The sequence below is a fragment of the Rhizobium sp. WYCCWR 11152 genome, assembly GCF_013087615.1.
Classification (GTDB): domain Bacteria; phylum Pseudomonadota; class Alphaproteobacteria; order Rhizobiales; family Rhizobiaceae; genus Rhizobium; species Rhizobium indicum.
Genome location: NZ_JABFCP010000011.1, coordinates 383,353 through 395,934, shown reverse-complemented (window position 1 = coordinate 395,934; position 12,582 = coordinate 383,353). Strand labels below are relative to the sequence as shown.

The 12,582-nt window shown below is 62.2% G+C and carries 14 protein-coding genes; 7 read left to right on the top strand and 7 right to left on the bottom strand.

Annotation, left to right across the window (positions count from 1 at the left end; genetic code table 11):
• Window positions 1-125: 125 nt before the first annotated feature.
• Complete coding sequence (locus G9X67_RS23495) at window positions 126-1,025, bottom strand: ribokinase (protein ID WP_171599820.1); 900 nt, start codon at window positions 1,023-1,025, stop codon at window positions 126-128.
• A 104-nt stretch (window positions 1,026-1,129) separates the two neighbouring features.
• Window positions 1,130-2,356 carry a DNA recombination protein RmuC gene (locus G9X67_RS23490; protein WP_138332321.1) on the bottom strand — a complete coding sequence of 409 codons (1,227 nt, stop codon included), beginning with the start codon at window positions 2,354-2,356 and terminating at the stop codon, window positions 1,130-1,132.
• A 206-nt stretch (window positions 2,357-2,562) separates the two neighbouring features.
• Here G9X67_RS23490 and G9X67_RS23485 point away from each other — a divergent pair, with 206 nt between their 5' ends.
• The 6 genes from G9X67_RS23485 (at window position 2,563) to truA (ending at window position 7,201) form a co-directional block, all read left to right on the top strand.
• Window positions 2,563-4,047: a globin-coupled sensor protein gene (locus tag G9X67_RS23485; protein WP_171599819.1), complete on the top strand. Its 1,485-nt coding sequence runs from the start codon at window positions 2,563-2,565 to the stop codon at window positions 4,045-4,047.
• A gap of 97 nt (window positions 4,048-4,144) precedes the next feature.
• Window positions 4,145-4,660, top strand: coding sequence for a peptide deformylase (def, locus tag G9X67_RS23480; RefSeq protein ID WP_020397424.1), 516 nt, complete (start codon window positions 4,145-4,147; stop codon window positions 4,658-4,660).
• Window positions 4,661-4,723: 63 nt separating this feature from the next.
• On the top strand, window positions 4,724-5,008 hold the full coding sequence (locus G9X67_RS23475; RefSeq protein WP_171599818.1) for a plasmid stabilization protein: 285 nt from the start codon (window positions 4,724-4,726) through the stop codon (window positions 5,006-5,008).
• Entirely contained in the window at window positions 5,005-5,427 is a 423-nt protein-coding gene (locus G9X67_RS23470) for a type II toxin-antitoxin system VapC family toxin (protein WP_171599817.1), read from the top strand. The genes G9X67_RS23475 and G9X67_RS23470 overlap by 4 nt, the downstream gene beginning before the upstream one ends.
• Before the next feature lie 20 nt (window positions 5,428-5,447).
• Window positions 5,448-6,383: a methionyl-tRNA formyltransferase gene (gene fmt / locus G9X67_RS23465; protein ID WP_138388327.1), complete on the top strand. Its 936-nt coding sequence runs from the start codon at window positions 5,448-5,450 to the stop codon at window positions 6,381-6,383.
• The gene (truA, locus tag G9X67_RS23460; protein ID WP_171599816.1) at window positions 6,383-7,201 is read left to right on the top strand and encodes a tRNA pseudouridine(38-40) synthase TruA; all 819 of its coding nucleotides are present in this window, start codon (window positions 6,383-6,385) and stop codon (window positions 7,199-7,201) included. Before fmt ends, truA begins: the two co-directional genes overlap by 1 nt.
• 6 nt (window positions 7,202-7,207) lie before the next feature.
• Here the strand turns inward: truA and G9X67_RS23455 are convergent, their stop codons facing one another.
• The 3 genes from G9X67_RS23455 to dapD form a co-directional block, all read right to left on the bottom strand.
• Window positions 7,208-7,804 carry a hypothetical protein gene (locus G9X67_RS23455; RefSeq protein ID WP_171599815.1) on the bottom strand — a complete coding sequence of 199 codons (597 nt, stop codon included), beginning with the start codon at window positions 7,802-7,804 and terminating at the stop codon, window positions 7,208-7,210.
• Window positions 7,791-8,984, bottom strand: a complete 1,194-nt coding sequence (gene dapE, locus G9X67_RS23450; protein ID WP_171599814.1) for a succinyl-diaminopimelate desuccinylase — start codon at window positions 8,982-8,984, stop codon at window positions 7,791-7,793. The genes G9X67_RS23455 and dapE overlap by 14 nt, the downstream gene beginning before the upstream one ends.
• Window positions 8,985-9,084: 100 nt before the next feature.
• Complete coding sequence (dapD, locus tag G9X67_RS23445; protein WP_171599813.1) at window positions 9,085-9,945, bottom strand: 2,3,4,5-tetrahydropyridine-2,6-dicarboxylate N-succinyltransferase; 861 nt, start codon at window positions 9,943-9,945, stop codon at window positions 9,085-9,087.
• A 193-nt stretch (window positions 9,946-10,138) separates the two neighbouring features.
• Here dapD and G9X67_RS23440 point away from each other — a divergent pair, with 193 nt between their 5' ends.
• Entirely contained in the window at window positions 10,139-11,005 is an 867-nt protein-coding gene (locus tag G9X67_RS23440; protein WP_138332330.1) for an LOG family protein, read from the top strand.
• Between the two features lie 75 nt (window positions 11,006-11,080).
• Here G9X67_RS23440 and G9X67_RS23435 read toward each other — a convergent pair whose 3' ends face one another.
• Both G9X67_RS23435 and G9X67_RS23430 read right to left on the bottom strand, forming a co-directional pair.
• A complete protein-coding gene (locus G9X67_RS23435) occupies window positions 11,081-11,719 on the bottom strand; it encodes an EF-hand domain-containing protein (RefSeq protein WP_138388323.1) in 639 nt (212 codons plus the stop codon).
• 104 nt (window positions 11,720-11,823) lie between these two features.
• Window positions 11,824-12,531, bottom strand: a complete 708-nt coding sequence (locus tag G9X67_RS23430) for a pyrimidine 5'-nucleotidase (protein WP_138332332.1) — start codon at window positions 12,529-12,531, stop codon at window positions 11,824-11,826.
• Window positions 12,532-12,582 lie beyond the last annotated feature (51 nt).

Genomic DNA, 12,582 nt, shown 5'->3' with positions numbered 1-12,582 from the left:
CCACGGGCAACATCGCCGGAGATCTCTTAAATTTGAATGAAATTCGATCGATCGAGCCGAGGAAAATCGCCGGAACGCCCTGAATTACCGGGAGTTTTGCCGGCGGCTTCGCTAAGAGACGCGGACTATATCCTGTCTGCGACTTCCTCGCTCAAAGGGATCGAAGGTTGCGCCCCGGCCTTGAGGCAGGCGAGCGAACCGGCAACCGCCGCACGGCGCAGCGCCGAGACAAAATCGAGGCCGTCGTCGAGGCTGGCAGCGAAATAGCCGCAGAAAGTGTCTCCGGCGCCGACCGTATCGACAGGTTCGATCTTGAGGCCCTGCGCCCTTGAAATCGCCCCGTCACGAATGGCGATGACCCCGTCGGCGCCGAGCGTCACGATCAGCGTCTGGCCCGTCTCCGCATGCAGATGCACAAGGGCTGCCTCCCGTGCTTGCGCGTCCATGCCCTCCTGCCCGGCGAGCCGCTCGAACTCGGTCTCGTTGGCAATGACGATATCGGCGAGCCGGCCGAGACGCGGCGCATCGGGGATCAGCGGCGCGAGGTTGAGGATGCTGGTGACGCCCTTGGCGCGGGCCGCCGACAGCGCGCCTTCGACGGCCGCAGCCGGCACTTCGAGCTGCAGCATCAGGATATCGCCTTCGTTCATGCGGCCGATTGCCGTCTCGGCATCGGCAGGTGTGACCTGGCCATTGGCGCCGGGAACGACGGCAATCATGTTTTCTCCGTCGCCGCCGACAAGGATCAGCGCCGTTCCGGTGGGACCGTCGACATGTTTGATCAGAGAAAGGTCGGTACCTGCATCATCGAGCAGGGCCAGCGCCTCCTCAGCGAAAGCATCCTTGCCGACGGCGCCGGCCATATGCACGTAGCGGCCGGCGCGCCGGGCCGCCAGCGCCTGGTTGGCGCCCTTGCCGCCGGCGGCCGTGGCAAAGCCGTTGCCGGCTACCGTCTCGCCGGGCTTCGGCAGGCGCTCGGTCGTGGCGATGAGATCCATGTTGATGGACCCGAAAACTGTGATCATGAATGTGTCCCGTCTTCTGGAGCATGATTCCGAAAAGTGTGATCGGTTTTCGGACGACATCATGCTCCTACTGCTTCACGCGGACGAGACACTGCCCGAAGCGGTCAGTCCTCGTCAACCACCCGGAGCTTCAGAAGACCGGTGCGGCTCTCCACCGATTTGGCCGCGGCTTCGTTGTCGCGGGCGGGTTTAGTGTCGCCGCCGCCTGCCTCGAATTCCAGCGCTTCGATCTTGGCGCCGCGCTTAGCGAGCTTGTCGGCTGACGTGACCACCATGTCGATATCCTTCTGCGCCATGGCGAAATGACCCTGCAGTTTGCGCACCCGCTCGTCGAGGCGGCTGAGATCATCCATCAGGATCGCCACTTCGCCCTGGATCAGATGCGCCTGCGCCCGCATGCGCTGGTCCTTGAGCACGGCCTGGATGACCTGGATCGACAGCATCAGCAGCGACGGCGAGACGATGACGATGCGCGCGCGGTGCGCCTTCTGCACCACCGGCTCGAAGTGCTCGTGGATCTCGGCGAAGATCGATTCGGACGGCACGAAGAGAAAGGCCGTATCCTGGGTTTCCCCCTGGATCAGATATTTCTCGGAAATGTCCCTTATATGGACCTCCATGTCGCGGCGGAACTGCTGGCCGGCGATCTTGCCGGCCTCGGGGCTGCCGGCGTCGCGGATCGCGTTCCAGGCTTCGAGCGGAAATTTTGCGTCGATCACCAGCGGCGGCGCGCCGTTCGGCATGCGGATCGTGCAGTCCGGCCGCGAACCGTTGGACAGCGTCTGCTGGAAGGCGTAGGCGCCCATCGGCAGACCGTCGGCGACGATCGTTTCCATCCTGGACTGGCCGAAGGCGCCGCGCGTCTGCTTGTTGGACAGAATAGCCTGCAGCCCGACGACATCCTTGGCAAGCGTCTGGATATTGTTCTGCGCGGCATCGATGACCGCCAGCCGCTCCTGCAGCCGTTGCAGGTTCTCATGCGTCGATTTGGTCTGCTCGGTGATCGTCGAGCTGACGCGCTGCGACATGCCGTCGAGGCGTTGGCTGATCGTCTGGTTGAGTTCGCTCTGCCGCGCGCCGAAGACCTCGGTCATCGCCGCGATGCGGCCCTGCATCTCCGCCTGGATCTTCAAAAGCTCGGCCATGCGCGCTTCGTTTTCCTCAGCGCGAAAGCTCGCTTCCTCCGCCTGCTCGCGGCGAAGGCTGGCGCCGCGCAGGAGAAGCACGATCACCAGCAGGGCGAGGGCGGCGAGAACGCCGCCGACAAGCGCCAGCATGGCCGGGCTGATCGAGGCAAGGGCAAGGGCGAGCGATTCGGAATGGATGGTCATGGCGCAAGCATAACAGAAGAAGTGGCGATATATAGATCAAAACGTGAACGGAATGAGCCGCCCTCAATATCCTTTCAAGCGATCGCTCTTCCTCGCTCGGGGAGAAGAAATCACCGTCCGATTTAACGATTGCTCAACCATATTGGCCAAAACCTGCGGCGCAGAAATTCCTTCCCGCGCGCGTCGCGCCAAGTACAGAGATCTCCATGACCGCCCAGCAGACCGACAGTGCCCTCAGGCAGCGCCTCGATTTCATCGAACTGGATGAAGCGGCGCGCAAGTCGATGCGGGATCTGCGCCCGGTCATATCGGAGCTGATCGGCGGCGCCCTCGACAAATTCTACGCCAAGATCGCCAAGACCCCCGCTGTCGCCGACAAGTCCCAACTGGGCCATGCCAAGAAGCGTCAGCAGGATCATTGGACCAATCTTACTGGTGGCACGTTCGACGAGCGCTATGTCGACGACGTGACCGCGGTCGGCCGCATGCATGAGCGCATGGGGCTAGAACCGCGCTGGTCTATCGGCGGTTACGCCATCGTCATGTCCGAACTCGTCAAGGGCATCATGGAAAAGCAGTGGCCTTCGATCTTCGCGCGCCGAGAGGGCAAGCTGCTGGCCGAGAAGCTGTCGGCGATCGTCAAATCAGGCATGCTCGACATGGATTATTCCATCTCGGTCTATCTCGAGACGCTCGAAGCAAAGCGCCGCGCCTTGGAAGAGCAGCGCGCTGAGGCCGAATCCGATCAGGCGATTGCGCTGGAGCAACTGCGCCGTGGTCTGGAAGCGCTGTCGAACGGCGATCTCGAAGCCACCCTGCCGTCCGACCTGCCGGGCAATTTCCGGCAGATGGCGGAGGACTACAACCGCGCCGTCAGGGCGCTAAGCCAGTCCTTCGCATCCGTGCGCGAGACCTCCGGCCATATCAAGACCGGAGCCGACGTCATTTCCAACGCGACCAACGATCTGGCGCTGCGCACCGCCCAGCAGGCGGCAGGCGTCGAGGAGAGCTCGGCCGCGCTGCAGCAGCTGTCCGTCAGCGTCGGCCAGACGGCCGCCAACGCCGAGAAGGCGTCGGATGCCGTGCGCGAGACGCAAGAGAAGGCGAAGAACTCCGGCGAACTCGTCACCAGCGCCGTCTCGGCGATGGCCGGCATCGAGAAATCCTCGACCGGGATCTCCAAGATCATCGGCGTCATCGATGAGATCGCCTTCCAGACCAACCTGCTGGCGCTGAACGCCGGTGTCGAGGCGGCCCGTGCCGGTGATGCCGGCAAGGGTTTTGCCGTCGTCGCCCAGGAAGTCCGCCAGCTCGCCCAGCGCACCGCGGAGGCGGCCAAGGAGATCAAGAACCTGATCTCGCAGAGCTCGACCCAGGTCAATCAGGGCGTCGGCATCGTCTCCAGCACCGGCGAGGCGCTGAATGACATGATCAGTCGCATCGACATCATCAACCGTTTCGTCGCCGATATCGCCGCCGCCGCCCGCGATCAGGCGACCGGCGTCAACGAGGTCAGCCTCGCCGTCCGCAACATGGGTGCGATCACCCAGCAGAATTCGGACATGGTCGAGCACTCTTCGGCGGAAACCCGCCGCCTCAAGGACGAGGTGGAGACCCTGATCGAGTTGCTGCAGCGCTTCCGTGCCCGGCCGGAGGGCCGTTCCGCCGGTGCTGCCCGCCGGGCGGCCTGAGGCGAATATGGCGAAATTCCAGGCGGGGATGCAAAAAAGCGTATTCCCCGGCTGCCGGATAATTCCATAGTCGGAAAAGATGGGTTATGGGAACGCCATGACCATCAAGCCACTCATCATTCTTCCCGATCCCGTTCTCCGCCAGCTGTCCAAGCCGATCGAGCGGGTGGATTCCGACCTGCAGCGTCTTGCCGACGATATGCTGGAAACCATGTATGACGCGCCGGGCATCGGCCTTGCCGCGATCCAGATCGGCGTGCCGCGCCGTATGCTCGTCATCGACATCTCGCGCGAGGGCGAGGAAAAGCAGCCGCAGGTCTTCATCAATCCTGAGATCGTCAAATCCTCCGACGAGCGCTCCGTCTATGAGGAAGGCTGTCTTTCGATTCCGGATTATTATGCCGAGGTCGAGCGTCCGGCTGTCGTCTCGGTCAAATATCTCGACCGGAACGGCAAGGAACAGACCGTGGAAGCCGACGGCCTGCTCGCCACCTGCCTGCAGCACGAGATCGACCACCTGAACGGCGTGCTGTTCATCGATTATATCTCGCGGCTGAAGCGGGAGATGGTGATCAAGAAATTCACCAAGGCGGCGAAGTCGAAGGCGCTCTGACGCTGCGTTGAAAATTCACTGCCGAGGCACTATGATATCACTGATATCATAGTGAGGCGCCGAATGGGTGATTTTCTGATCAGAAATATTTCCGAAGCAATGAAGCGAGGCATTGCGGAATCGGCGCAGCGGAGCGGAAACAGCCTTTCTGACGAGGCCAAGGAGCTTTTGCGGGAAGCGCTGAAAAGAAAAACAGAAGCAAAGCCCGAAACTTTGTCGGCGTATGAAGCAATACGCGCCGCTTTCGTCAGCGAAAACGCAGTCGACGATGAATTTGCTGCAATCATGGACGAAATCGAGGCCGCGCGGAAAAAGGATTTCGGCCGGCCGTTCGAGGATTTCGAATGATCGTTCTCGATACGAATGTGATTTCCGAGTTCGCCAGGCCAGTGCCGAATGAAAAGGTGAAGGCCTGGATGTTGCGGCAGGATGGCGCGAGAATCTGGCTTTGCACGGTTGGCTTGATGGAGCAGATTTACGGAGCCGAAAGGGTTTTCTTGAAGACAGGATCGGACCGCTTCTTTCGCGCGATCGAGAATTTGGTGAAAGGCCAGTTTCGCGATCGTATCGCCGGCTGGGATTCGGAAACGGCCATGGCAACCGGTCGCTTGCGGGCGAAACGTGAAAACATGGGGCGGCCGATTTCGGTCCAGGATGCCATGATTGCCGCCATCTGCTTTGAAAACGGCGCGACGCTTGCGACCCGCAACACCAGAGATTTCGAAGGGCTTGATCTCAAGCTCGTAAACCCGTTTGAAGACGGTTGATCCTCAATTGGCGATATAAAATGTCTCTTCGCATCATCTTCATGGGAACCCCGGAGTTCTCGGTTCCGACCCTGCGCCTGCTCGTCGATGCCGGCCACAGGATCGTTGCGGTCTATACGCAGCCGCCACGGCCGGGAGGGCGGCGCGGCCTCGATCTGCAGAAATCGCCGGTGCATCAGGCGGCCGAACTGCTCGGCCTGCCGGTCTTCACCCCGGTCAATTTCAAGGACCCCGAGGAGCGCGAGAGGTTTCGTGGCCTGAATGCCGATGTCGGCGTCGTCGTTGCCTACGGACTGTTGCTGCCGGAAGCGATTTTGAACGGCACCCGCGATGGCTGTTACAACGGTCATGCCTCGCTGCTGCCGCGCTGGCGGGGTGCGGCACCGATCCAGCGGGCGATCATGGCCGGTGACGCAAAGACCGGCATGATGGTGATGAAGATGGACAAGGGTCTGGATACCGGCGCCGTGGCACTCACCCGCGAGATCGAGATCGGCCTGAACATGACGGCTGGCGAACTGCACGACCGGCTGATGCTGGTCGGCGCCAAGGCGATGGCGGAAGCCATGGTGAAACTCGAAATGAACGACCTGCCGCTGACGCCGCAGCCGGAAGACGGCGTGCTCTATGCCGCCAAGATCGACAAGGCCGAGACGCGCATCGATTTTTCCAGGGATGCCAGCGACGTGCACAATCACATCCGCGGCCTGGCGCCGTTTCCGGGTGCCTGGTTCGAGCTTGAGATCGGCGGCAAGCCGGAGCGGGTGAAGGTGCTGGCGTCCGAACTGGCTGAGGGGCAGGGTGCTGCCGGGCGATTGCTGACCGATGATCTCGTGGTCGCCTGCGGCTCGGGCGCGGTGCGGCTGACCAGGCTGCAGAAGGCCGGCGGCAAGCCGCTGGCGGCCGCCGATTTCCTCAGGGGCACGCCGCTTGCGGCGGGCACGAGGCTTTCCTGATGCCGCGTTTCCGCATGACCGTCGAATATGACGGCGGCCCCTATGTCGGCTGGCAGCGGCAGGAAAATGGCCACTCGGTGCAGGGCGCGATCGAGGCGGCGGTGCTTTCGCTGACCGGTGAGACGGTCTTGGTGCGCGGCGCCGGCCGTACCGATTCCGGCGTCCACGCCATGGGGCAGGTGATCCATGCCGATCTTTCGAAGGAGTGGTCGCCCTACCAGCTGCAGAATGCGTTGAACGCGCATCTGAGGCTTGCCGGCGAGCGCGTCTCCATTCTCGACGTCGGGGTGGCTCCCGAGTTCTTCGATGCGCGTTTTTCGGCGCTGCGGCGCCATTACCTCTATCGCATCGTCAGCCGCCGGGCGCCGCTGGCGCTCGAAGCCGGCAAGGCCTGGTGGGTGCCGAAGGTGCTCGACCACGAGGTCATGCATGCTGCCGCCCAGAGGCTGGTCGGCAAGCACGATTTCTCCACCTTCCGCGCCGCCCATTGCCAGGCAAACAGCCCGGTGCGCACCCTCGACCGGCTGGATGTGACGCGCAACGGCGAACTGATCGAGATCCGCGCCACGGCGCAGAGTTTTCTCCACAACCAGATCCGCTCCTTCGCCGGCACGCTGAAGCTCGCCGGCGAAGGCAAATGGACGCCTGATGATGTCGAGGCGGCGCTTGAAGCGCGCGACCGCAAGGCCTGCGGCCCAGTGGCGCCGCCGGACGGGCTCTATTTCATGCAGGTGGATTATCCCGACGTGATCCCCGATCGCCGAAGGCCGGTCACCGATACCGATGCTAATGACAGGGATGCTGACGATCCCTCGTAAGTTTACTCAGACGGGATAGATGCCGAGGAAGTGCTGCAGATATTCCGAAAGGATCATCGATGGCACGAGCAGCACCAGTGTCAGCGCCCCGACCATCAGCGCATGACCGTGGCAGATCATCCGGAGAATGCGCGCCAGCACGAAGACCTGCGCCAGCATGAAGGCGAGCAGCAGCAGCGAGACGAGGCCGACGGAGCCGGGCAGGAAGAACACCAGCGCCAGCAGCAGCCCGTTGATATAGGAGAGCGGCACGCCCAGCCAATTGACGCTGACGACGACCGGGGCAAAACGCTCGCCCATGCGGACGGCAAGCAGCAGCAGCCCGGCAAAGACCAGCGGCACGAACCAGTTGGCGACCTCGACGAGGCCGAGCCTGATATAGAAGGGAAAATCGACATCGGCTTCCGGCGGCATCGCCCGCAGGAAGGCCTGTCGCCACCAGAGCCAGGAAATGCCCATCGGCGGCAGGCACCAGAGCATCGCCCAGAACGAACGGTTGACGCCGCGCTCGGACATATCGAGGTAGCGGAAGCCGCGCGGATCCAGCCGGATCAGCAGCCAGAGGCCGGCCAGATAATATTGAACCTCCCTAAAGCCCGGCATTGGCGAACCAGCGGGCGATGAAGGTTTCGTAGATCACCGTCAGCGTCTCCAGGTCAGCGACAGCGACGCGTTCGTCGACCATGTGCATCGTCTGGCCGACGAGGCCGAACTCGACGACCGGGCAATAATCCTTGATGAAGCGCGCATCCGATGTGCCGCCGGTGGTCGAAAGCCTCGGCGACTGGCCGGCAACGCTTTCGACGGCTGAAGACAGCGAGGCGATCAGCGCATTGTTGCGCGTCAGGAAGACATGGCTCGGCCGGTCGGCCCAGACGATATCATAGGCCACCGGTTGGCGGCTCGGCCGCAAGGCGCCATCCCGGGCGGCGGCATCGAGGCGGCGCAGGATTTCGGCACGCAGCGTCTCGACCGTCCAGCTGTCGTTGAAGCGGATGTTGAAGCTTGCCGATGCCCTGGCCGGAATGACGTTGGTTGCCGGATTGCCGACATCGACCGTGGTCACTTCGAGGTTCGACGGCTGGAAATCGTCGGTGCCGCCGTCAAACGGCGGGTCCATCAGCGCCTGCGTCAGCTGCAGCATGCCGCGCACCGGATTGTCGGCAAGATGCGGATAGGCGGCATGGCCCTGCACGCCGTGCACGGTGATTTTACCCGACAGCGAGCCGCGCCGGCCGATCTTGATCATGTCGCCGAGCCTGTCCGGATTGGTCGGCTCGCCGACAAGGCAGGCATCCCAGCGTTCGCCGCGTTCGGCCGCCCATTGCAGCAGCTTGATCGTGCCGTTGATTGCCGGACCTTCTTCGTCGCCGGTGATCAGGAAGGAAATCGAGCCCTTGGGCGGCCCGTTTTTCTCGATATGGCGGGCGACGGCGGCGACGAAACAGGCGATGCCGCCCTTCATGTCGACGGCGCCGCGGCCGAAAAGCTCGCCCTTCGAAATCTGGGCCTCAAACGGCGGATGCGTCCAGGCGGCTTCGTCGCCGACCGGCACGACATCGGTATGGCCGGCAAACATCAGATGCGGGCCATCCTTGCCGAGGCGGGCATAGAGGTTTTCGATGTCGGGTGTTCCGGCTTCGCTCGCCTTCACCCTGTCGACAGAAAAGCCGAGCGGCGCAAGCATCGCCTCCAGCGCCGACAGTGCGCCGCCTTCGGCGGGCGTCACGGACGGGCAGCGAATCAGCGTCTGAAGATTGGCGACGGGGTCGGTAGCGGTCATGGCGGTCGAACTATCCGGCGGGAATGGCAAAGACATGGCAAGGCGGGGCCGCCTCGCGTAAAAGACGCCGTCTGTTTACCGGATCAACGTCCCGGTGTCATCAATCTCTGAGCAGCTCGTTGATGCCGGTCTTCGATCGGGTCTTTTCATCGACGCGCTTGACGATGACGGCGCAGTAGAGATGCGGCGCCGGCTGGCCGTTGCCCATCGTCGCATTGCCCGACGGCATCGAGCCGGCGACGACGACGGAATAGGGCGGCACTTCGCCAAAGGTCACCTCGCCGGTGGCGCGGTCGACGATCTTGGTCGACTTGCCGATAAAGACGCCCATGCCGAGCACCGAGCCCTCGCGGATGATGCAGCCTTCGACCACCTCGGAACGGGCGCCGATGAAGCAATTGTCCTCGATGATCGTCGGGCCCGCCTGCATCGGCTCCAACACGCCGCCAATGCCGACGCCGCCGGAGAGATGCACATGTTTGCCGATCTGCGCGCAGGAGCCGACCGTCGCCCAGGTATCGACCATCGTGCCTTCGCCGACATAGGCGCCGAGATTGACGAAGGAGGGCATCAGGATGGCGTTCGGGGCGATGTAAGCCGAGCGGCGCACGACGCAGTTCGGCACGGCGCGGAAGCCGGCGGCGCGGAAGTGGTTCTCGCCCCAGTTCTCGAATTTCGAGGGAACCTTGTCCCACCAGGTCGAGTTCCCCGAACCGCCCTTGACCACGTCCATATCGTTGAGGCGGAAGGACAGCAGCACGGCCTTCTTCAGCCATTGATTGACCGACCAGGCGCCGTCGGCGGAGCGTTCGGCGACACGGGCCTTGCCGGCATCGAGCAGATCGAGCGCTGCTTCGACCGCATCGCGAACCTCGCCCTTCGTCGACGTGTTCACATTGTCGCGATTGTCGAAGGCGGCTTCGATGATCTTTTCGAGGGATGCGAGGTCGGTGGCGCTCATGAGAATTCCTTAAACTTCGATCTTTATCGTGGAGACGGCGGGGTCTCCGGAATGCGGTTGGCAGGGATGTATCCTGCTCTACAGCATGAAGCCGTAGAACGGAATGATTTTTCCGACAAGATCATATCTGGATTCAAGGCGTTATAGCGACATATCCGGCTTGGTGGCCGGCAATACTGAAAGGCATTTCGACATGGCGAAGGGACGAAACGGCGGTTCGCGGCGCAAGGATGGCGTATGGGACCCGCTGAAGAGCAGCTCGACCGACAGGCAGCGCGCCGAAGCCGTGCCGAAAACTCCGCAGACGATGTCGCCTGCCTATCGCCTTGCCTATGTCGACGAGGATTTCCTCTGCCGTGAGGAGCTGCGGCCGATCCGCCTGCAGCTGGAACTGATGAAGCCGGAGATGATGCTGACCGAACGCGGCATCAAATCAACAGTCGTCATGTTCGGCGGCGCCCGCATTCCCGCCCCCGGCCAGAGCGCCTGGGCAGCCCGCAACGACATCCAGCGCGTCAACCTGGAGGCAGCTTCCGTCTATTATGACGAGGCGCGCAAATTCGCCCGGCTCTGCTCGAAATATTCTGCCACCTTCAATTTCCACGAATATGTCATCGTCACCGGCGGCGGCCCCGGAGTGATGGAGGCCGGCAATCGCGGCGCAGCCGACGAGGGCGCCCCTTCGATCGGCCTCAACATCGTGCTGCCGCACGAGCAGGCGCCGAACGCCTATGTGACGCCGGAGCTCAGCTTCAACTTCCACTATTTCGCCATCCGCAAGATGCATTTCATGGTGCGCGCCAAGGCGATCGCGGTCTTCCCGGGCGGCTTCGGCACGCTCGACGAATTCTTCGAATGCCTGACGCTGATCCAGACCGGCCGCATGGAGCGCCTGCCGCTGATCCTCTTCGGCGAGACCTTCTGGAGGAGCATTATCAATTTCGAGGCATTGGCCGAATTCGGCACGATCGCGCCCGACGACGTCAAGCTGATCAGCTTCGTGGATACGGCAGAAGCCGCTTGGAAGATCGTCCAGGATTTCTACGAACACCGCGAATAGGCGCTTCAGAGGCACAAACTGCGGAGCCTCTCCCCGTCGAGCCGGGGAAAGGCAAGGGCAAGTCGTCGCTTGGCTTTAGAGAAGTGGCCGGTCCGGCATGTCGTCGATCGAGATGACGCCGTCCTTGTTGCGGTCCATTCGAGTGAACAGCTTGTCCATGCCGGCTTCAGCTTCCTGTTTGGAAATCTGGCCGTTCTGGTCGGTGTCGACCCGGTGCATCATGATCGAGGCACGCATGATGTTGCCGCCATGGCGCATCCAGCGATGTCCGTCACGACCCTCGTGACCACCCTGAGGCGGCCGGCCCTGGTCGTTATTATCAGGCGTCGCGTCTGCGGTCTTCACATCCTTGTTATTGCTGGCATCCTGCTTGCGCTGATCTCTCATCGCCTGCATCTGCGCTTTCTGGTATGCGCCGATTTCGCCTGGGGTCAGCGAGCCGTCCTTGTTGGTGTCGATCGCAGCGAAGATCTTGTCGATGCCGGCGGTCGCCTCGTCCTTGGAGATCTGTCCGTCCTTGTTGGTGTCGAACTGCTTGAGCATTCTGACATACGTGATTTCGCGGAAGGCGGCAGGCCCCGGACCGTGCATGGGACCGTGCCTGCCGGGGTGCTGACGCGGCCCGTCACCGGGCGCTGCATAGCCGGCTCCGGCGGCTGCGCCGAAGATGAGGGTGGAGGAAAGCGCTGCCAGTATCAGCTTGTTGCGGTACATCGTGTTTGCCTTTCGTAAGGTGTCCCCTCACGAAAGAAGCTATGGCAGCAGGCCCGCAAGACCCAGTTAAACATCGGTAAGCTAAGTGAAAACTTGGTAATGCTTCAGCCGGTAATCTTGCCGAGAAAAGCGGCGAGGTCGTCGGTGACGAAATCGATATGATCCTCTTCGCCGCTGGTCTTTTCCCACCATTCGACCACTGTCTCTTCCAGATTGCGCGGCACGAGCAGCACGGTCTGCATGCCGAGCGCCTTCGGCACTGTCAGATTGCGCGGCAGATCCTCGAACATGGCCGCCTTGGTGGTTTCGACGCGCTTCAGCGCCGTGAACTTGTCGTAGGTCGCCTGCGCCGGCTTCGGCACGTAGTCGGCCGCGACGATATCGAAGATGTCGTCGAAATGTTCGAGAATGCCGAGCGCCTCCGCCGTCATTTCGGCATGCTTGACGCTGCCATTGGTGAAGATGAACTTGCGCCCCGGCAGCGCCTTGATCGCCTCGCCGAGTTCCGGCTGCGGCGTCAGCGCCGTGTAGTCGATCGCATGCGCTTTTTCGAGGAAGTCATTCGGGTCGATGCCGTGATGGATCATCAGGCCCTGCAGCGTCGTGCCATGCTCGAGGTAATATTGCTTCTGCAGCTTGCGCGCCTCTTCCCGCTCCATCTGTAAGAGCGCCGCGACATAGGCGGTCATGTTCTTGTCGATCTGCGCGAAGAGATTGACATGATGCGGATAGAGCGTGTTGTCGAGGTCGAAGACCCAGTCTGTGACGTGCTCGAAATCGGTTTTATCAGGCGTGCGGTCGATCTTGGTCATGGCGGTCTTATGGCACGGCTTATCCGCCAAGGAAATCGACAAGAAAGAATA